Annotated in this window: 18 protein-coding genes; 7 read left to right on the top strand and 11 right to left on the bottom strand. The window is 49.6% G+C overall.

Annotation, left to right across the window (positions count from 1 at the left end; translation table 11 throughout):
- Positions 1 to 30 precede the first annotated feature (30 nt).
- The gene (locus ELY33_RS16580) at positions 31 to 1,044 is read right to left on the bottom strand and encodes an isocitrate dehydrogenase (RefSeq protein ID WP_126949010.1); all 1,014 of its coding nucleotides are present in this window, start codon (positions 1,042 to 1,044) and stop codon (positions 31 to 33) included.
- Positions 1,045 to 1,574: 530 nt separating this feature from the next.
- On the opposite strand from ELY33_RS16580, the gene ELY33_RS16585 reads away from it, so the two are divergent.
- The 3 genes from ELY33_RS16585 to ELY33_RS16595 all read left to right on the top strand — a co-directional run bounded on the left by ELY33_RS16585 (position 1,575) and on the right by ELY33_RS16595 (position 4,522).
- Positions 1,575 to 3,065, top strand: a complete 1,491-nt coding sequence (locus ELY33_RS16585; RefSeq protein ID WP_126949011.1) for a SulP family inorganic anion transporter — start codon at positions 1,575 to 1,577, stop codon at positions 3,063 to 3,065.
- 19 nt (positions 3,066 to 3,084) lie between these two features.
- Entirely contained in the window at positions 3,085 to 3,942 is an 858-nt protein-coding gene (locus ELY33_RS16590) for a universal stress protein (RefSeq protein ID WP_126949012.1), read from the top strand.
- 109 nt (positions 3,943 to 4,051) lie between these two features.
- The gene (locus tag ELY33_RS16595; RefSeq protein WP_126949013.1) at positions 4,052 to 4,522 is read left to right on the top strand and encodes a hypothetical protein; all 471 of its coding nucleotides are present in this window, start codon (positions 4,052 to 4,054) and stop codon (positions 4,520 to 4,522) included.
- Here the strand turns inward: ELY33_RS16595 and ELY33_RS16600 are convergent.
- The 7 genes from ELY33_RS16600 to crcB (ELY33_RS16630) form a co-directional block, all read right to left on the bottom strand.
- On the bottom strand, positions 4,502 to 6,586 hold the full coding sequence (locus tag ELY33_RS16600; protein WP_126949014.1) for a HelD family protein: 2,085 nt from the start codon (positions 6,584 to 6,586) through the stop codon (positions 4,502 to 4,504). The two genes, ELY33_RS16595 and ELY33_RS16600, sit on opposite strands and share 21 nt — an antisense overlap.
- A gap of 139 nt (positions 6,587 to 6,725) precedes the next feature.
- A complete protein-coding gene (locus tag ELY33_RS16605; protein WP_126949015.1) occupies positions 6,726 to 6,959 on the bottom strand; it encodes a hypothetical protein in 234 nt (77 codons plus the stop codon).
- Between the two features lie 273 nt (positions 6,960 to 7,232).
- Complete coding sequence (gene metK, locus ELY33_RS16610) at positions 7,233 to 8,456, bottom strand: methionine adenosyltransferase (protein WP_126949016.1); 1,224 nt, start codon at positions 8,454 to 8,456, stop codon at positions 7,233 to 7,235.
- A gap of 40 nt (positions 8,457 to 8,496) precedes the next feature.
- Positions 8,497 to 9,654, bottom strand: coding sequence for a cyclopropane fatty acyl phospholipid synthase (cfa, locus tag ELY33_RS16615; protein WP_126949017.1), 1,158 nt, complete (start codon positions 9,652 to 9,654; stop codon positions 8,497 to 8,499).
- A gap of 365 nt (positions 9,655 to 10,019) precedes the next feature.
- Positions 10,020 to 11,000: an arsenic resistance protein gene (locus tag ELY33_RS16620; RefSeq protein WP_126949018.1), complete on the bottom strand. Its 981-nt coding sequence runs from the start codon at positions 10,998 to 11,000 to the stop codon at positions 10,020 to 10,022.
- A gap of 77 nt (positions 11,001 to 11,077) precedes the next feature.
- Positions 11,078 to 11,470, bottom strand: a complete 393-nt coding sequence (crcB, locus tag ELY33_RS16625) for a fluoride efflux transporter CrcB (RefSeq protein WP_126949019.1) — start codon at positions 11,468 to 11,470, stop codon at positions 11,078 to 11,080.
- Positions 11,467 to 11,850: a fluoride efflux transporter CrcB gene (crcB, locus tag ELY33_RS16630; protein ID WP_126949020.1), complete on the bottom strand. Its 384-nt coding sequence runs from the start codon at positions 11,848 to 11,850 to the stop codon at positions 11,467 to 11,469. The genes crcB (ELY33_RS16625) and crcB (ELY33_RS16630) overlap by 4 nt, the downstream gene beginning before the upstream one ends.
- A 169-nt stretch (positions 11,851 to 12,019) precedes the next feature.
- On the opposite strand from crcB (ELY33_RS16630), the gene ELY33_RS16635 reads away from it, so the two are divergent.
- Positions 12,020 to 12,874 carry a universal stress protein gene (locus ELY33_RS16635; RefSeq protein WP_126949021.1) on the top strand — a complete coding sequence of 285 codons (855 nt, stop codon included), beginning with the start codon at positions 12,020 to 12,022 and terminating at the stop codon, positions 12,872 to 12,874.
- A gap of 17 nt (positions 12,875 to 12,891) precedes the next feature.
- Here the strand turns inward: ELY33_RS16635 and ELY33_RS16640 are convergent, their stop codons facing one another.
- Positions 12,892 to 14,088 carry an MFS transporter gene (locus tag ELY33_RS16640; protein WP_126949022.1) on the bottom strand — a complete coding sequence of 399 codons (1,197 nt, stop codon included), beginning with the start codon at positions 14,086 to 14,088 and terminating at the stop codon, positions 12,892 to 12,894.
- 67 nt (positions 14,089 to 14,155) lie between these two features.
- On the opposite strand from ELY33_RS16640, the gene ELY33_RS16645 reads away from it, so the two are divergent.
- Positions 14,156 to 14,497: a TraR/DksA family transcriptional regulator gene (locus ELY33_RS16645; protein ID WP_126949023.1), complete on the top strand. Its 342-nt coding sequence runs from the start codon at positions 14,156 to 14,158 to the stop codon at positions 14,495 to 14,497.
- Between the two features lie 4 nt (positions 14,498 to 14,501).
- Here ELY33_RS16645 and ELY33_RS16650 read toward each other — a convergent pair whose 3' ends face one another.
- Complete coding sequence (locus ELY33_RS16650) at positions 14,502 to 16,187, bottom strand: 2-isopropylmalate synthase (protein WP_126949024.1); 1,686 nt, start codon at positions 16,185 to 16,187, stop codon at positions 14,502 to 14,504.
- Between the two features lie 218 nt (positions 16,188 to 16,405).
- Here ELY33_RS16650 and ELY33_RS16655 point away from each other — a divergent pair, with 218 nt between their 5' ends.
- Positions 16,406 to 16,891, top strand: coding sequence for an Lrp/AsnC family transcriptional regulator (locus ELY33_RS16655; RefSeq protein ID WP_126949025.1), 486 nt, complete (start codon positions 16,406 to 16,408; stop codon positions 16,889 to 16,891).
- A 72-nt stretch (positions 16,892 to 16,963) separates the two neighbouring features.
- On the top strand, positions 16,964 to 17,323 hold the full coding sequence (locus ELY33_RS16660) for a RidA family protein (RefSeq protein ID WP_126949026.1): 360 nt from the start codon (positions 16,964 to 16,966) through the stop codon (positions 17,321 to 17,323).
- 32 nt (positions 17,324 to 17,355) lie between these two features.
- Here ELY33_RS16660 and ELY33_RS16665 read toward each other — a convergent pair whose 3' ends face one another.
- Positions 17,356 to 18,219, bottom strand: a complete 864-nt coding sequence (locus ELY33_RS16665; RefSeq protein ID WP_126949027.1) for a MurR/RpiR family transcriptional regulator — start codon at positions 18,217 to 18,219, stop codon at positions 17,356 to 17,358.
- Positions 18,220 to 18,280 lie beyond the last annotated feature (61 nt).

Raw genomic sequence — 18,280 nt, forward strand, 5'->3', positions numbered from 1 at the left:
CTAAAAGTCTCTTTCTATTATTGTTTTATATTATTGCTTTATATGTTCTACGAGCGCTTGGGCAAACGTATCGGTGGTGCCGGTGCCGCCCATGTCGGGGGTCACCATGTCGCGGCGCGTTTCCAACACCGCACGAATTCCATGGCGGATAGCATCGCCTTTTTCATTCATGCCCAAGTGGTCGAGCATTTGGGCTGCCGCTAGCAGTAACGCACAAGGGTTGGCGATTTTTTGTCCGGCAATATCCGGAGCGGAGCCGTGAACCGCTTCGAAAATGGCGGCTTTTTCGCCGATGTTTGCCCCAGGGGCTAAGCCTAAACCGCCGACTAGCCCGGCGCAGAGGTCAGACAGAATATCGCCAAACAGGTTAGTAGTAACCACCACATCGAACTGATGTGGGTTCATCACCAGCTGCATGCAGGCGTTATCCACAATCATTTCCTGAAATTCGATCTCTGGATACTCTTTAGCGACTTCCCGAGCGACATCTAAAAACAGCCCTGAGCTAGTTTTGATGATGTTAGCTTTGTGTACGGCGGTTACTTTTTTACGGCCGTTCTTTTTTGCTAGCTCAAACGCGTAGCGCACAATACGCTCTGAACCATGTCGGGTTACCTTGATGACGGAAATGCCGGTATTGCCGTCGTCAATCATCTCCTGACCATCAGAAAGGTAGGCACCTTCGGTATTTTCCCGCACGGTAATCATATCGATATCTTCGTAGCGGGAACGTGTGCCGGGAAAGCTGATAGCAGGGCGCACGTTAGCGTACAGGTCAAAATGACGACGTAGCTGTACGTTGATTGAGGAGAAGCCTTTGCCAATAGGGGTGGTCAGTGGGCCTTTCAGTGCAATGCTATATTTTTCAATGGCATCAAGCGATTCTTGGGGAATTAGCGTACCGTGTTTTTCAAGCGCCGCCAGGCCAGCATCAATAAACTCGTAATTCAGGTCGCACTCCAACGCATCAAGTACGCGCAGGGTGGCATCCATGATTTCGGGGCCGATACCGTCGCCTTTAATCACCGCAATGGACTGGCTCATCGTCTACTTCTCCTCTTTGGCGGGCATGTTCGGCACATGAATAGGTGTGCCGCTTCAACATAAAACGTTGGCAATTGTCATCGTTGCTGGAGGCGCAATGGTACGCCACAATCAGGCGATAGGTCACCCTGCCTAAGTAGAGGTGGCGGCCTTTGTGTCTGTTACAGAGAGCGGCATTAGATGCATTGCAGCAATTATGCTGTTAAGATACGGCGCTTTGTCGCACCTTGCTGACTGCAGGCGTATAGAATTTTACCCATGACCGCATTGACTCACATTTTTTCTGGGCTGACGACTCCGCCCTAGCTCCCTGCCTTTCTTAAGGTAATGGCTGCGCATTCATCGCGCTGTCATTGCTTTGTGGTACTTAAATTTAGTCGTACCCGTGTCGCACAGTACCTGACTTTATCAGTATCAAATGCCAGCTCATCTTCATAATAAAAAGTGGTACATCCCTAATGTGCCAATGCTTGGCGGCGTTGTCTGCCCGCTTTTGGCTAGTCATAAACCTTTAACCGTGGACCCTTCGCATGTACGAAAAGTTTAAACAATCTTGGCTCTCTAACCTCAAAGGCGACTCCCTTGCGGGGATTGTCGTGGCGCTTGCGCTGATCCCAGAAGCCATTGCGTTCTCTATTATTGCGGGCGTAGACCCCAAAGTTGGCCTTTACGCTTCCTTTGCGATCTGCGTCATCATCGCCTTCACTGGTGGTCGTTCAGGGATGATTTCTGGTGCGACGGGTGCCATGGCGCTGTTGATGATTACGCTGGTAAAAGATCATGGCCTTGAATACCTGCTGGCGGCCACGCTGCTTACTGGTGTACTGCAGATTATTGCAGGCTACTTAAGACTTGCTGATTTGATGCGCTTTGTATCACGTTCGGTGGTTACCGGATTTGTGAACGCACTCGCCATTCTTATCTTTATGTCGCAGTTGCCTGAGCTAACCGATGTTACGTGGCATGTGTATGCCATGACGCTTGCAGGTTTGGCGATTATTTACGGCTTCCCTTATGTGCCGGTTATCGGGAAAGCGATTCCATCGCCGCTGGTTTGTATCGTGGTGCTTACCGTTGTGTATATGGTGACGGGTATGGAAATTCGCAGCGTTGGAGACATGGGCGAGTTACCTGACACGCTGCCAGTGTTCTTGTGGCCCAACGTGCCGCTAAATTTCGAAACATTGATGATCATTCTTCCTTACTCGATCATGCTAACGGTGGTGGGCCTGCTGGAATCTATGATGACCGCCACTATCATTGATGATTTGACCGACACGAAAAGTGACAAGAGTCGCGAGTGTAAAGGCCAGGGTGTTGCCAATATTGGTGCCGGTTTGATTGGCGGTATGGCGGGTTGCGCGATGATCGGTCAATCAGTAATCAATATTAAATCGGGTGGTCGTCGCCGTACATCATCTTTGATTGCTGGCGTGGTACTGCTGTTAATGGTGGTTTTCTTAGCTGATTGGGTCTCGCAGATCCCCATGGCAGCGCTGGTGGCCGTGATGATAATGGTGGCAATCGGTACTTTCAGTTGGGAATCGATCCGCGATCTGAAAAAGCATCCAATGAGCACCAACTTTGTAATGGTAGCTACTGTCGTAGCAACGGTCGGTACGCATAACCTAGCTATTGGTGTGTTTGTGGGTGTGCTGCTGGCGGCAATGTTCTTTGCCAATAAAGTCGGCAATATCATGTATATCGGCTCTAAAGAACTTGAAGCTGGTAAAGAGCGTGAATACCAAGTGGTTGGCCAAGTGTTCTTTGCTTCGTCTGAGCGTTTTCTTGCTGCCTTTGATTTCAAAGAAAGCATTGATAAAGTCACTATTAACTTGTCGAAAGCTCACTTCTGGGATATTACCGCCGTTCAGGCTCTGGATCGCGTGGTGATTAAGTTCCGCCGTGAAGGTACCGAGGTAGAGCTGGTGGGCTTGAGCGAAGCTAGCGCCACTGTCGTCGACCGCTACGCGGTACACAACGATCCCGAAGCTGTTGAAAAACTGATGGGCGGTCACTAACCACCGCAAGGAGAGCGACATGACTGAACAAGTACTCGCCGCGATTGACGGCTCCCACTATGCAGAAGGCGTATGCGATTACGCCGCTTGGGCAAGCTTGGCGTTAAAGGCGCCGCTTAGCTTCGTGCACGTGGTAGATAACCACTCGCAAGTGCCTGATGAGCAGAATTTGTCTGGCAACTTACGGTTTGGTGCCCGCGAACGTTTGATGAAAGAGCTTTCTGAGCTTGATGAGCAGCGCGCCAAGGTGAACCGTGAACAAGGCAAGCTAATGCTAGAAGCTGCCAAGGCACGGGCGCTAGAAGATGGGATCGCTGATCCCATTATTCGCCAACTTAACGGCACACTGGTCGAAACTCTAGTAGAGCTAGAGAAAGATGTGCGTTTGTTGGTACTGGGTAAACGTGGTGAAAGTGCTCACAGCGCTAGCGGCCACCTGGGTTCTAACCTTGAGCGCGTGGTGCGTGAAATGCACCGCCCAATTCTCATGGTGCCTAAAACCTTTAAACAGCCTGAAAAGGTACTGATTGCGTTTGACGGTAGCAAAACTGCCCGTAAAGGGGTGGAAATGCTGGCACGCTCGCCGCTATTTGATGGTACTGAATGCCATGTGTTGATTGTCGGTGCTGATACCGCAGAGCATCGTAGCGAATTGGAATGGGCGTTAAGCACACTGCGCGATGCAGGCCATCAAGCGGAAGGTGCTATCCGTTCAGGTGAGGTAGATGACACCCTGCAAGCGTACGAGAAGGAGCATGCTATCGACCTTCTTGTGATGGGCGCTTACGGACATTCACGCATTCGCCACTTGCTGGTTGGCAGCACCACAACAGCAATGTTACGCGGTAGCCGAATACCGGTACTGATATTGCGCTAATGGGCCGATAAGCACGCATTAAAAATTAGCTCGCATTTTGCACATTTTAACCCGCAGTCGGCCCTCGTTATTTGAGTGTGTCGGCTTTTTTTGTTTTAAGGAGATGTTAATGAAAACATGGCAGCTCAATAAAACGCATATCACTATCAATCCAGAAAATACCCCAGACGGTGCCTATGTGGAACCTGCAACCCGTGCGCAAATTAACGCGCTGGGTAATGTGGTTATCGGTGAAGCGTGGATGACGTCTCAGCCTTATCAAAAAGGGCCCACAGTGATTAAGTTTGCGCCGCCGCAGCCCAGTGCTAGTAGCAGCCCAACCGAGGCCTTGGCGCTGTGGGGAAAATGTTATCGTAAAATCATTATGATTGCTGAGCGTGAGGAGCTTGCATCGTTGACGCTTCCTTTGCCAGGTGCAACCCCTCATATTCCATGTCATGCCCAAGAAGAGAGTAATGCCTCTCAGTGGGCAGTTTCGGCACTTTGCGATCAGTTGAGACAGGCTAAGCGCTTACGCCAACTGTCTGTTTACGCAACGGATGAAAACGACACTCTAGCGTTATTCAAAATGTTCAGTTAGTGGTTCGATAAACGGCGACGGCTCAGCATGAAAGGTTAAATCTAGTTGATGCATCGCCCGCGTACACGCCACGTAGAGTAAGTTACGTTCCATCTGCGTGGCATAGTGGGTCGCGGTCACGTCGGGAACGATCACTCGATCAAATTCGAGCCCTTTGGCCATATGGGCCGTGCAGACAATAATGCCTTGGCCAAAGGCATTGCTTTGTTCAGTAAGTAACTGAAGTTTATCAAACTGCCCCGCTAACACGTTAAACACACGAGTGGCTTGTTTCTGAGTTTTGCACACGATACCCAGTGTATTGTGATCGGATGCTGCAAACTCTTTCGCGAGCCGATGCACCGTTTCATGCGATAGCTTTCGTGAGGGACTGCGATAGATAATGGGCTGCTTACCATGGCGTTCAATAGGCTCTAGTGCCGGGTTGTAGGCAATTTGCTGAGCAAAGCGGCTAATTTCAATGCTAGAGCGGTAGCTTTTATTGAGCGTGACGTACATCGATTGGCGCAATACTTGGCGGATTTGTTCTGCTTTTGAGGCGCTATAGGGGTTAATTGACTGATAGGTATCGCCGAGGATGGTTTTTTTACAGCGAAATAACTGACCGATGACTGCATATTGTACAGGCGTGTAGTCCTGCATTTCATCAATCAACAAGTGCTTGGCGTTGCGCCAGCGGGAGTTGACGCTTTCCAAGCGCATCTTTAAATAGATCAGTGGAAATACGTCAGCGTACTCAAGTCGACCGCGGGAGGCCTGCTTAAAAAGCTCAGGTTTTTCTAGCCAGTCGTAAAACGCTTTGTAGGTTTCACGCAGCGTTTTTTGCGTCAACATACCCTTAATTTTAGCTTTAAGTGTCTTGCGTTCATCCGGCATCAAATCATAGTTGTACTGATTGCCAATTTTCTGCTCTATTTCCCAACTAACCTGTTTCAGTCGCTCGTTAGTAGGTAAATGGCGATGTTTCTTAAAGACTTCTTCTAATAACCAACTAGGCACTAATCGTCGTGCAACCCATATATCCTCAGCGCTAAAGCGTTGAGCTTCGACATAGGCTGCATAGCGGTCAAGTTCAGTGAGAAACTCGGGTGTTGCCTTGTATTGAAGACGCGCCTTCATTTGTGCATCGTTTTTTTCTAACAGCGCGGTGGTTTGCTCAAAAAAAGTCTCGAAACGGTATTGGCTATCAAGCAACTCATCGGCAAGGGTTTCCATTCCTACTTGGTTAACAGTTTCTTCGCCGAGTTCAGGCAATACGTTGGCGATATAGTCGGAAAACACTTGGTTAGGCGAAATGATTAAAATATCTTCTGACGTTAGCGTTTCTTTAAAACGGTAAAGCAGGAAGGCGATGCGGTGCAGGGCGATCGAAGTTTTTCCAGAGCCAGCAACCCCCTGAATAATTAAGGTATGCGCTTCATCGTTGCGAATAATAGCATTTTGATCACGCTGGATAGTCGCCACGATATTTTTCATGCTGTCGTCAGAAGCGCTACTCAAGGTGTCTTGGAGGACCTCGTCTACCACGTGCACATCGCTATCAATCAATAGCTCAATGGTGGCGTTTTTAATACGAAATTGACGCTTTAGGCTAATATTGCCGCTAATTTCGCCTTTTGGGCTTTGGTAGGAAGCAGGGCCAGTCTCGTAATCGTAGAATAACGAAGCGATCGGTGCTCGCCAGTCGTATATACGGTTTTCACCGGCGAGATCGTCATAAAAATGATGAATACCGATGTAAATAGGTTGGGTTGTTTCTTGCTGGGTAAAATCGAAACGTCCGAAATAGGGGGACTTTTTTAATTTCTCTAATTTGTGGCGGCGAGCGAGAGCATTTTCACCCGTCATCACCGCTTGCTGAATGGACTCACGGGCAGAAATTTTCTCAATGTGGTCCATCTCGTCACGACTGGTCCATAGGTACTCTTTTTGCGCTTGGATATCTTCAGAGTAAGCCGTCAGACGCTGATCAATTTCGGCTACATTAAGGTCAATACGTTGCAGTGTATTGGTTAAGTGAAGGTGTTCAGCGTCGTGTTGCGCGATTTTAGGTTTTGTAGCCATGATGCCTATTTGTCGAAGTATTTGCTCAAGCTGCGATACTGCGCGGACAATATTATGAGAGAGCCAGTGAGATTGCTAATGAGAGAATTAGTGAGAGAGTTAGTGAAAGAGTCAGTGTGATTACTAGTGAGAAAGCTACTCACTCATCAATAAAGCGCCATGCTTGCACACCACGCACCAACGCTCTGTTTGTCACGCTTAGAAATTTGCCACGCTCTAGAATAGCGGAAGTCACACCGGCACCGTGAGTGTCACGATATACGACCAAAAGGGGGGCTTTAGCGTTGATGGGTAAATGGTGATGAACGCTCGTCCATTCATCAGAATTTGTCAAGTTATTGATATTGGGTATAAAAGCGCTTTGTGCTTGCATGTTTTTTCCACTCTCAATTCGTTTTATCATTTCCAACGCATTCGTCATCAGCAATGAAAGTACAGATACGACTAAGTGGATAAAACGCTAAGGTGGAGTTAGGAGAGAGCCGTTGTGTAACCGTTTCATGGAATTCCTCTTACAGTTATCAGCGACCTTGGTCAAGGTATCTGAAAATATACTACATCTATCGGTGGAAACTCACAATTTACGTTCAACCGACTCTCTCTAACAATAAGCTGTGGCGTATCGAAGCGATAGGGTGCCTATGTGCTACAGCGCTGCTGCCTGGCGAAGCGCTTCGGCTTTATCTGTCTTTTCCCACGGAAACGCGGTGAAAGTTTCCGTATGGATTTGGCCTTTATCATCTGTCCAGTGATAACTATGTTCAAAAGGCTCTCGTCCGAAGTGTCCGTAGGCTGCAGTAAGTTGATACATAGGGTGGAGTAAGTCGAGCATCTTGGTGATGGCGTAGGGGCGCAAGTCGAAACATTGGCGTACTAGCGTTACTATTTTGGCATCCTCGATCTTTCCCGTACCAAAGGTATCGATACTGACTGACGTAGGTTCAGCAACACCAATTGCATATGAAATCTGTATTTCACACTTATTGGCTAACCCAGCGGCCACAATATTTTTAGCAACATAGCGCCCAGCGTAAGCAGCGCTGCGATCTACCTTTGAAGGGTCTTTGCCCGAAAAAGCGCCGCCGCCATGTCTTGCCATGCCACCGTAAGTATCAACGATGATTTTTCTTCCAGTCAGGCCACAATCACCCACAGGGCCACCGATCACAAACTTACCTGTTGGATTGATGTGGTACTGGGTATGTTCATCAAGCCACTCAGCAGGAATCACCTGTTCGATGACTTCATGCTTAATAATACTCCGTAATTCCTCTTGATTGATTTCTGGGTTGTGCTGAGTGGATAGAACGATAGCGTCTACACCACAGGGCTGGCCGCTCTCGTTATAACGAAAGGTAACTTGGCTTTTAGCATCGGGACGTAACCACGGTAATAAACCGTGTTTGCGTAGCTCTGCTTGGCGCTCGACCAATCGATGTGAATAATGAATTGGCGCAGGCATAAACGACGTAGTTTCGTCGGTCGCATAACCAAACATTAAGCCTTGATCACCAGCACCCTGATCTTCCGGTTTGCTACGATCAACGCCTTGTGCAATATCTACACTCTGTTTACCAATAAGATTCACTACACCGCAGGTAGCGCCATCAAAACCAACGTTTGAAGAGGTATAGCCGATACCGGTAATCACTTCTCGAACAATGGCTTCTAGGTCTACCCATGCCGTTGTGGAAATCTCTCCGGCAATGATAGCGACGCCTGTTTTAACCATTGTTTCGCAGGCTACTCGTGCCTGTTTATCGCGTGCAATAATCGCATCAAGAACCGCATCTGATATTTGATCGGCAATTTTATCAGGGTGTCCTTCAGACACGGATTCTGACGTAAATAGAGAGAATGCCTTTTGCATTTAGCTTCCACTTTTCAATATATATTAAAATTAGGCGTAATTAACTGATGCGTTGGTATACGCCAAGCACACCCTTTTTACTCAAAACAAACTGCCAAAGTTGAATGTCGCGAGCGCGAAATGCGCCAGCGCAACTCAACAGGTAGTAGCGCCACATACGATAAAAACGTTCGCTGAATTGGTCTTTGAATTGTGGCCAGCTAGCTTCGAAATTCTTGTGCCATTCCATTAATGTGCGGTCATAGTCGGCACCAAAGTTATGCACGTCTTCAACAACAAAGAGTGTTTCCGCAGCATCGGTCACCTGGCTAAGTGCAGGTAATTCGCCATTGGGGAAAATATACTTGTCAATCCACGGATCAGGAGACGTGTTGCGTACATTTTTACCAATGGTATGCAGCAAAAATAGGCCGTCGTCTTTTAAGCAACGGCTAGCGACTTGCATATACTCGCGGTAGTTTTTGCGTCCGACGTGTTCAAACATGCCAATACTGACGATACGGTCAAATTGTTCATGTTCATCACGATAATCTTGCAAACGGAACTCAACCGGAAGATCGCTTTGCATGATCTGCTTACCGTATTCGGCCTGCTCTTTTGAGATCGTCAGGCCAACGCACTCAACGCCATAATGTTCTGCGGCATAGGCCATAAAGCTGCCCCAACCGCAGCCGATATCAAGAACACGCATGCCTGGCTTTAATTCCAGCTTTCGGCAAATGAGATCAAGCTTTGCTTCTTGAGCTTCATCAAGTGTTTGGGCGTTTTTCCAATACCCACAGGTATAGGTCATGCGTTTATCAAGCATGGCAGCGTAAAAATCGTTGCCGAGGTCGTAGTGTGCTTCCCCTACCTGAAAGGCGCGCTTAGCGGTTTGTAAATTAACAAAGCGAGACTTAAGGTGGTGAAAAACCAATTTACTATGGCTTACTTGTTCTGGAAGGTGCGACCGCATTAACCGGAAGAAGAATTCATCCAGATTCTCGGCTTCCCAATCGCCATTCATATAGCGTTCGCCTAGGCCGAGATTGCCTCTGGCTAGCGCATCGTCAATCACACCGTGGGCATTCAGTTGCATATCCCAGGCACGATCTCCGTTAATATGAATATCAGCTTTTTCAAGAAGTTCTGACACAAATCTCTGTGACGAGGAGGTCTCATCAAAAAATGCAGTGTGGAAAAGGGGTGCGTTTTGCAATGCAATAGCCTTGTTTGAGAGTAGATGGCCTCACCGAGCAATGCGGTAAGCGTGCACAAATGACGTAACAAACAATTTTATGGGGGATCAGTGGACATGGTTGCCGGCACTTATCGCTGTAGCTAGAATTCAACTGATTGATTTCACTGTTATACACAAGCATCAATCAACTATTTTTTGCGCATAAGTTTCGAGCGGGAGACTAGGGTGGAGTCATCAGCCTTAGGGGGGAGTAAAGCATGTTCTATGGTCCTGTTGATGTTTTCAATCGACAGCAAAGACCTTTATTAGAAGATGATCAATAAGCGTCTTAGCCATAAGCTTAGAGATAATGTTACCAGATTAACGATCTGTTATCACGCCTGCTATTCACCGCTATTATCAGGAATCAGTTTACCTGGCACCCAGCGTAAATATGCCACCATGCCAAATAGCTCCACAAGCGATTGAAAAACAATAACCACTACCGCAGCTTGCCAGCCACTGGGCAAGGTAAGCGCGATGGGCAACATAACGAACGAATTACGCGTGCCAAAGCTGAAGGCAAGGGTTAGGGCGCTGGCGGGTGGTAATTTGAATAGCACGCCTAATATCTTTCCCAATATGCCTGCAATAACTAAAAAGCCGATAAAAATAAACACGACCTGCAACAGTACATGGCTAAGCGCTATCACGCTGTTAACCTGTGATGCGGCAATGACGAACACCACCAGTGCCAGTAGCGGTATCGGTAAATAACCGAGATACTCGGTAGCTTGATTCATGACGCGATACCGTTGGGCAGCAAATTCGGTCAGCCAAGCTAACATTAAGGGCAGTATGATCAGCCCGACAAACGCGCTGAGTAGATGTGTTGAAAAGGTTAGCTGGAACCACTCGCCGCCTAAAAACAGCCACAGGTAAATGGGTAATGCGATCATTTGTACTAATAGCAGCAGTGGCGTTGCCGCGACGGCACGGGCGGCATCGCCTTTGCCTAAATGCGTGAAGGTAATAAACCAATCGGTGCAAGGCACCAGTAACACCAGCAATACCCCCGCAATTACTGGCGGCGAAAGCGACAGCCCGAGTACTGAAATTCCTAGCACTAGTAGCCCCAGCAGGGCAGGAATAATGAGAAAGTTGCCGACCAGTAGTGCTGCCATAAAGCGCGTATCGGTAACGCTTTGCTTGATATGTAGCAGCGGTATTTGAGTAAAAGTGGCGTAAAGCAGTACGCCGAGTAGCGGCCATAACAACTGTTCAAGTGATGATGCCAGTAGAGGTGCCATTAAGCCCAATGCAAGCCCTAAGCAGATAAACCCTAGGTAAACCCATGATTGCTGACGCTCTAACTGGTCACGCATAAAACCCCTTTTTTTATGAACAAGGTTTGCTGTGGACAAGGTTTGCTATAGACAAGGTTTGCTATAGACAAGGTTTGCTAGCTTGGCGACCGAGAAAGTGCCATGCGCTCTCCTAGCCAAGCCGCTAATAGCCAAAGCGGTAGGCTGATTAACACATAGAGTAGCGCTAACCCCGGTAGCCCTTGCTGAACAAGGTGCAGGGTTTCCAGGCTAAATAGCGAAAAGGTGGTAAAACCGCCACAGAACCCCGCCATGAGTAGAGGCTGCCAGTGCGCAAGCTTACCACTGGGAAAGCGTGAGGCAGTTGCGGCAACCCAGCCGATAATTCCCGAGCCCAGCACGTTAACGAGTAGTGTGGCCCAAGGCAAATAGCCGCCAAGCGCTGCCAAAGACGCGAGAGAGATGCCGTAGCGAAGCATGCTACCAAATCCGCTGCCAATACCGACAGCCATGTAGGCTTGCCAACTCATTGCAGCTCCTTAGTCAGCAGCCAGCCGAGTATAACCATCGCCAACCCTAGCACTAGAGTAGCCGCAATATTCAAAGCGGCACGCATTGCTTGGCCACCTTGCCATAGTTCAATGGTTTGTAAGCTAAATGATGAAACGGTGGTGTAGCCGCCCAATAGGCCGACAATAGTAAATAGCCATAGCGGCTGTGCGCCTGGCATGCCGTAGTAACCGAGTAGCCCGCCCGCCAAAAAAGCGCCGCTGGCATTCACGATAAGCGTGCCCCAAGGGAAGGCTTTACCTAGCAGTTGGGCCATGAAATTAGAAACGGCATAGCGGCTAATGCCGCCCAATGCGCCGCCTAGTGCTACCAGTAGCATGCTCGCGATACCATGCCCCATTGCGACTCCTTTACCTAGCTGCGTTGATAGGCTGCTAATTGTACCACTCGCCGGAGAACGAGATGGATGAACATAAAGAACGCATTAAGGTGTCACTGGTCGATAAGTTCGTGTAAAAAAGAATGAGAATAATAAAAATCTTAACGCACCCGCTCAAGGAGTCGCTTTTATGACTGAACGCGTATTAGCAGCCATTGATGGATCTCAGTATTCAGCAAGTATCTGTGATTATGCCGTCTGGGCCGCCAAAGCCCTGGATGCGCCACTAAGCTTTATACATACGTTAGATAACCACCCTCAGGTGGCAGAGCCTGACTTAACCGGGAATCTAGGGTTAGGTACCCGAGAGCATCTGCTTGAAAAGCTATCGAATATTGAAGAACAGCGCGCTAAAGTTTCCCGTGAACAGGGGCGTTTGATGCTGGAGGCTGCTCAACACCGTGCTGCTGAGCTAGGCATTGCAGATGCTCAGGCTCTCCAGCGCAATGGCACGCTTGTCGAAACGCTAGTGGAGAACGAAGCCGATACGCGACTGTTAGTGTTGGGCAAAAGAGGTGAGTCTGCGCATCAGGCCAGTGGACATTTAGGGTTGAATTTGGAGCGAGTAGTTCGTGAGATGCATCGGCCTATTTTGATGGTGCCGAAGCAGTTTACACAGCCAAAAAACGTGATGATGGCCTTTGATGGCAGCAAAACGGCCCGCAAAGGCGTTGAAATGCTGGCCAAAAGCCCGCTTTTTGAAGGTGTTGCCTGCCATGTGGTGATTGTGGGGGCTGAAACTGCCGAAAACCGATCGCAGCTTGATTGGGCAACTGAAACGCTCCTGGCCGCTGGCCACAAAGCGGTAGGGGCCATACGCGCGGGTGAAGTAGAAGAAACGCTACGCGCTTATAAGCAAGAGCACAGCATTGATATGCTGGTTATGGGCGCTTATGGCCATTCACGTATTCGTCACTTGCTGGTGGGGAGTACAACAACCGCCATGCTACGTAATGCCCATTTGCCGGTGCTGATTCTGCGCTAAAATTTTTTCGCTTAGTTTTATTTCGCTATGGTCCTGTTTGATGCTTCTTTTAGCACGCCTTGGGCTAACAGCCAGCCAACGATAATAAACAGCAACATGGCGAACAGCAGTGAGTGAAAGGTTGCCCCAGCACTTAGGGCTATGCCCAATACTGCCGGGGCAATGCCGGTCGAAAACACCATCGCGGCGCTGAGCGCTGACCGCACACGGCCAAAATGTTCCGCACCCCACAATTTAATCATCAGGCCGGAAGCAATAAGTTCTTGCGCCCCCATGGCTAAGCCGCCGCCTACCATCAATGCCCAGATGCTGATGTGTCCGCCAACAGTAATGGCCATCAGCATTGCCAGCGCATAAGGCAGAAGGTAGAGGCGGGCCAACTTAATAGGGCCGAGTTTATCGACCCAGCGACCACCTAAAAGTGCCCCTGGTAACTTGGCAATTCCCATACCGGTTAGCGCAAGCGCGTAAACGGTAAGGCTGCTATCCAGCGACGCAGTTAATTGCGTTTGATAAATAAACAGGCCTGTCATCGTAATCGGCAGTGCCATTAAAAGTGGTAACAGCCGCCAAAAGCGCTTTTCACGAAATGGGCGAGGACCGCTGGGCGCTTGTTTGCTAGGTTTAACGCCTGGTGCACTGGGCCACGGTGCTTTGATTAACAGCACAATCCATGCGATCGCTAACATGCCGCATAGCAGCCACCAGAAGATCTGCCAGCTTGTCCATATCAGTGCCGCTGCTACTAGCGGGGGGAGCAGCGCTTCGCCCATGGGAATGCCGAGATTGACAAGCCCAATGGCGCGGCCACGTAGCGTGGAAAACTCCCTAGCGGCTAGGGTATTACCTAGGTGGGTAAGCATGCCTTGGCCACATAGGCGAACTATCCCTAAGCCGACTATTCCTAACCACCACCAAGGGGATAGAGTAAGTAACACAACACCGATTAATAACAGCCCGAGTACACTCACGGCAAAACGCCGTGGACTGATCCAATCAATAGATGGACCAAAGCGCAGCATGCAAAAGCCAGCAAACAGGGTAACAATAGAGTAGGCCGTTCCGAACTGCCCAATGCTAAGACCTAAATGTGCAGAAAGTGGCGATTGGAAAAGGCCAATAAAGTAGCTTTGGCCAAGACTTGAGCTAAACATGGCCAAAAATGCGATTCCAAGCACACTGCGGTGGTCGCGCAGCAGGGTACGATAGCCCATGGGTATGAGTCCCTTCATGGTTAAAGCGGTTAATAAGCTAACGAGTGTAGGCGAATAGGAGACGCAGATGAATCACCCTGAGGTAGACATTGTCGCGATACGCCAGAAATTGTTGGCGTTAGAGGTGTCTTTGCGAGAAGAGAGCATTGAAAGCGCCGCTTCAAGAGAGACGGTAGTACTTGATCAAACGTCGGTGGGGCGGCTGTCACGTATGGATGCGCTGCAAGGGCAAGCCATGGCGAAGGCAGAAGAGCAGCGCCGCCAAATGACAATTAAGCGTATTAGCGGCGCGTTGCAGCGTATTGAACAAGAGAACTTCGGCGAGTGCATTGAGTGTGGCGAATGGATTGGTGCCAAACGCCTCACCTGGGACCCGTTAGCGCTGAAATGTATCGAGTGTGCTGAATAAGCCGCTAGGCCTCGATAGCAGCATCTTTCTGTTGATGCTGCGTCATGGTTTGCGCCATGTTAATACCTGACAGCAGCGCCTTCAGCGATGCGCTAACGGTGTCACTATCTTCAGCTACGGCGCAAAGTCGTTGCCCATCAATATTCAGTTGCACAAAGGCAATTGCGTTGGCTTCACTGTCACCGCCAAGTGAATGCTCGCTGTAGTCAATGATCGCTACATGGCTGCCCGAGTGCTTCTTCCAGGCATCGGTGAATGATGACATAGCGCCGTTCCCGGTGCCTGATAAGCGTAGCGTTTCAGCGCCTTGCCAAAGCGTTATTTCTATTCCCTCATGCTGGCCTTTAGAGAGTCGGTAATCGGCCAATGCAAGCGGTGCATCCTGAGTGAAATTATCAAACATCACCTGACGAATGATCTCACTTGAAAGCTCGCTATTGCGGCGCTCAGTCTCTTGTTGCACGAAAGGAGCAAGTGCCAGCATCATCCAGCGCGGCAAATTGATGCCGAAGTCGCGCTCTAGCAAGAAGGCCATGCCGCCTTTACCAGACTGACTATTCACGCGGATAACGGCTTGGTAATCGCGGCCAATATCATGTGGGTCAATCGGTAAGTAAGCTACTTGCCATGGCTCGTCGGGCTTTTGATGCTTAAGGGATTTACGAATAGCGTCCTGGTGGCTGCCGGAAAACGCGGTATACACCATCTCGCCCACCCAGGGGTGACGCGGGTGCATCGTGATACCAGTACATTCATGCACCACCTGAACGATCTCATCCGGATTGGAAAGATCCAGTTTGGGATCAATGCCTTGGCTGTAAAGGTTCATCGCCAGGGTAACAATATCCATATTGCCTGTGCGCTCGCCGTTACCGAGTAGCGTGCCTTCGACGCGGTCGGCACCCGCCAGTAATGCTAACTCTGCTGAGGCAACTGCGCCGCCGCGGTCGTTGTGGGTATGTACCGAGATAATGACACTATCTCGACGGCTAATGTGCTGGCAAAAGTAGTCAATCTGGTCAGCATGATGATGGGGGCCTGCGACTTCTACCGTGGTGGGCAGGTTAAGGATGCATTTATTGTCCGGCGTTGGCTGCCAGACATCCATCACCGCCTCACAAATAGCCAGTGAAAAATCGATTTCAGTGCTAGAAAAGCTTTCCGGTGAGTATTGGAAACGCCAGTCAGCGTCTGGGTATTGGGCAGCATAGGTTTTTACCCAGGTAGCACCTTGCACAGCGATATCGGTAATGCCGGCGCGGTCCATCTCAAACACCCGCTCGCGCTGGATGGTAGAGGTGGAGTTGTAAAGATGAATAATGGCGCGTTTGACGCCTACCAGCGAGGCAAAGGTTTTCTCAATTAAGTGTTCGCGGCACTGCACCAATACCGCAATGGTGACATCGTCTGGAATTTGGTCTTCTTCAATAAGCCAGCGGACAAAATCGTAGTCTGGTTGGCTAGCCGACGGAAAGCCCACCATCACTTCTTTAATGCCCACTTTAATAATCTGGTGCCAAAAGCGCTGCTTTTGCTCAACTGTCATCGGCTCTAATAGCGCCTGATTGCCATCGCGAAGGTCTTCACTGACCCAAATTGGCGCTTGGGTTAAGTCGCGGTCAGGCCATAGACGGTTGAACGCGGGGACACGCGGAGCAGGGCGGTATTTGCGATGATCAAAAGCAGACATGGCGAGTTTCCTGAAAACAGTGAATTAGTTGGGTGGCCGCTTGTGGCGTATGCCGCGTTAACAGATGCCTGGGTAAGGCAACATGTGAGAGCTGCTTGTAACAGTCACTACAGTCTACTGGAAGTATGGCGAAAGTTTATTGCGAAAATGTGGTTTTATCGCCAATAATCGGCAGCAAATATCGGTTATTTATTTTTTATTGGTAGGAGCTGCTTCTAATGCCTGTCGTGCCGCTTGAGCTTGATCGTTTTGATCGCCATATTCTGAATGTGTTACAGCAGGAAGGGCGCATTAGTAATCAGGAGTTAGCCGAGCGCATTGGGCTTTCTCCATCGCCCTGCTTGCGGCGGGTGCGTGCGCTAGAAGAGCACGGCTTAATTACCCAATACCGAGCAGATGTTGATGCACGTCAGCTGGGTTATCAGCTGATGGTATTGCTGCATATTTCAATGGATCAACATACCCCCGAACGGTTCGATAACTTCGAACGGCATATCCGTAAAATTCCTAACGTGATCGAGTGTTTGATTATTACCGGGCAAGCGGCTGATTTTCAGCTCAAGATTCTGGTTCGTGATATGGACGACTATCAGCACCTTTTACTGCATGTGATTAACCGCATTGAAGGCGTTACCGGGGCGCATACCAGCTTTGTTTTGCGGCGAGTCTTTGAGCATCGTCCGGTGCCTACAGAGCACGCTTGATTAAGAAGGCGTAGGCAACAAAGCGGTAGCGGTTTACACTGCTTTTTTTTGCTTTACTTAGGAGATTGAACTATGACAATTCAGCGCCATGATACGAAAGCCCGTATGAGCCGTGCCGTTATTCATCAAGGCGTTGCCTACCTATGTGGTCAGGTAACAGGCCCCGAGGCACGTCATGAAGGCATTAAAGCACAAGCCGAAAGTATGCTGGCGCGGGTTGATGCGCTGCTAAAAGAGATTGGCTCCAGCCGAGAGCAGCTGCTCAGCGCGACGATTTATCTCAAAGACGGCAATGATTTTGCTGCCATGAACGAAGTGTGGGATGCGTGGGTACCTGAAGGCTATGCACCGGCACGCACCTGTGTCTGCGCGCCGCTGCCTGCTGATGAGTTAAAAGTAGAAATTACGGTTACCGCCGCCGTCAGCAGTTAAGTCATTGGTGTCAGTGATTGATGGCTTACTGATTACTTCCCCACCTTTTCTATGGGAAAACGGGTATCGCGCAAGCTATCTTTGATCTTCTTAAGGTGCGGCAGAAAATCTTCGCCGCGCCTTAAGGTTACCCCCGTGGCTAGGGTATCAATCAGTGTTAATTGAATCATCCGCGAGGTCATTGGCATGTAGTGGTCGGTGTCCTCGGGGGTGGCGACTTCAAGTGTCGCAGTACACTCTAGGGAGAGCGGAGAGTTAGGCGCGGTAATTCCCAGCACCACGGCACCTGCTTCGCGGGCAACGCGTGCAATATCGACCAGTTCTTTGGTGCGTCCTGTGTAGGAGATAATCACGACGACATCTCCTGTATGGCAAGCGGCGGCCACCATGCGCTGCATCAGTACATCAACATAAGCCATAACCGGCAAGTTGAAGCGGAAAAACTTGTGCTGGGCGTCTTGGGCGACGGCACCGGAGGCGCCTAAGCCAAAGAAATGAACCTGTTTCGCTTGGGTGAGGTAGTCGACCATGCGCTCGACGGCGGCCATATCGACGTCACGCTGTGCTTCGTCCAGAGCAGCAATGGTCGCGCCGAAAATCTTCTGGGTGTATTGCGTGGCGCTATCACTGGGTTCGACAGCTCGCGTGACATAGGGCGTGCCGCCCGCCAAGCTTTGAGCAAGTTTGATTTTAAAATCCGGGTAGCCTTTGGCACCAAAATTGCGGCAGAACCGATTGACCGTGGGCTCGCTGACGCTGGCTGCTTGAGCAAGGCTTGCAATGCTTAGGCTGGTGGCTACCGCCGGGTCCTCCAGTATGACATTGGCAACCTTGCGTTCTGAGCGGTTTAGTTCTTCTAGGCGTTCGCGTAAGCGGTCAAGCAGGTCGTGCGCCATCAACAGACTCCATGTTTATGGTTATTTAATAAAAGCAACGTTGTTATCAACATCTATTCAC

Source organism: Vreelandella andesensis (assembly GCF_003989795.1).
Classification (GTDB): Bacteria; Pseudomonadota; Gammaproteobacteria; order Pseudomonadales; family Halomonadaceae; genus Vreelandella; species Vreelandella andesensis.

Bases quoted from the DNA above. Each gene is read 5' to 3' on its own strand.
- ELY33_RS16620 (WP_126949018.1), bottom strand. From the start codon at position 11,000: ATGCGTGACCAGTTAGAGCGTCAGCAATCATGGGTTTACCTAGGGTTT.
- metK (WP_126949016.1), bottom strand. From the start codon at position 8,456: ATGCAAAAGGCATTCTCTCTATTTACGTCAGAATCCGTGTCTGAAGGA.
- ELY33_RS16580 (WP_126949010.1), bottom strand. From the start codon at position 1,044: ATGAGCCAGTCCATTGCGGTGATTAAAGGCGACGGTATCGGCCCCGAA.
- ELY33_RS16635 (WP_126949021.1), top strand. From the start codon at position 12,020: ATGACTGAACGCGTATTAGCAGCCATTGATGGATCTCAGTATTCAGCA.
- ELY33_RS16590 (WP_126949012.1), top strand. From the start codon at position 3,085: ATGACTGAACAAGTACTCGCCGCGATTGACGGCTCCCACTATGCAGAA.
- ELY33_RS16595 (WP_126949013.1), top strand. From the start codon at position 4,052: ATGAAAACATGGCAGCTCAATAAAACGCATATCACTATCAATCCAGAA.
- ELY33_RS16660 (WP_126949026.1), top strand. From the start codon at position 16,964: ATGACAATTCAGCGCCATGATACGAAAGCCCGTATGAGCCGTGCCGTT.
- crcB (WP_126949020.1), bottom strand. From the start codon at position 11,850: ATGGGGCATGGTATCGCGAGCATGCTACTGGTAGCACTAGGCGGCGCA.
- crcB (WP_126949019.1), bottom strand. From the start codon at position 11,470: ATGAGTTGGCAAGCCTACATGGCTGTCGGTATTGGCAGCGGATTTGGT.
- ELY33_RS16585 (WP_126949011.1), top strand. From the start codon at position 1,575: ATGTACGAAAAGTTTAAACAATCTTGGCTCTCTAACCTCAAAGGCGAC.
- ELY33_RS16650 (WP_126949024.1), bottom strand. From the start codon at position 16,187: ATGTCTGCTTTTGATCATCGCAAATACCGCCCTGCTCCGCGTGTCCCC.
- ELY33_RS16605 (WP_126949015.1), bottom strand. From the start codon at position 6,959: ATGCAAGCACAAAGCGCTTTTATACCCAATATCAATAACTTGACAAAT.
- ELY33_RS16645 (WP_126949023.1), top strand. From the start codon at position 14,156: ATGAATCACCCTGAGGTAGACATTGTCGCGATACGCCAGAAATTGTTG.
- ELY33_RS16600 (WP_126949014.1), bottom strand. From the start codon at position 6,586: ATGGCTACAAAACCTAAAATCGCGCAACACGACGCTGAACACCTTCAC.
- ELY33_RS16640 (WP_126949022.1), bottom strand. From the start codon at position 14,088: ATGGGCTATCGTACCCTGCTGCGCGACCACCGCAGTGTGCTTGGAATC.
- ELY33_RS16655 (WP_126949025.1), top strand. From the start codon at position 16,406: ATGCCTGTCGTGCCGCTTGAGCTTGATCGTTTTGATCGCCATATTCTG.
- ELY33_RS16665 (WP_126949027.1), bottom strand. From the start codon at position 18,219: ATGGCGCACGACCTGCTTGACCGCTTACGCGAACGCCTAGAAGAACTA.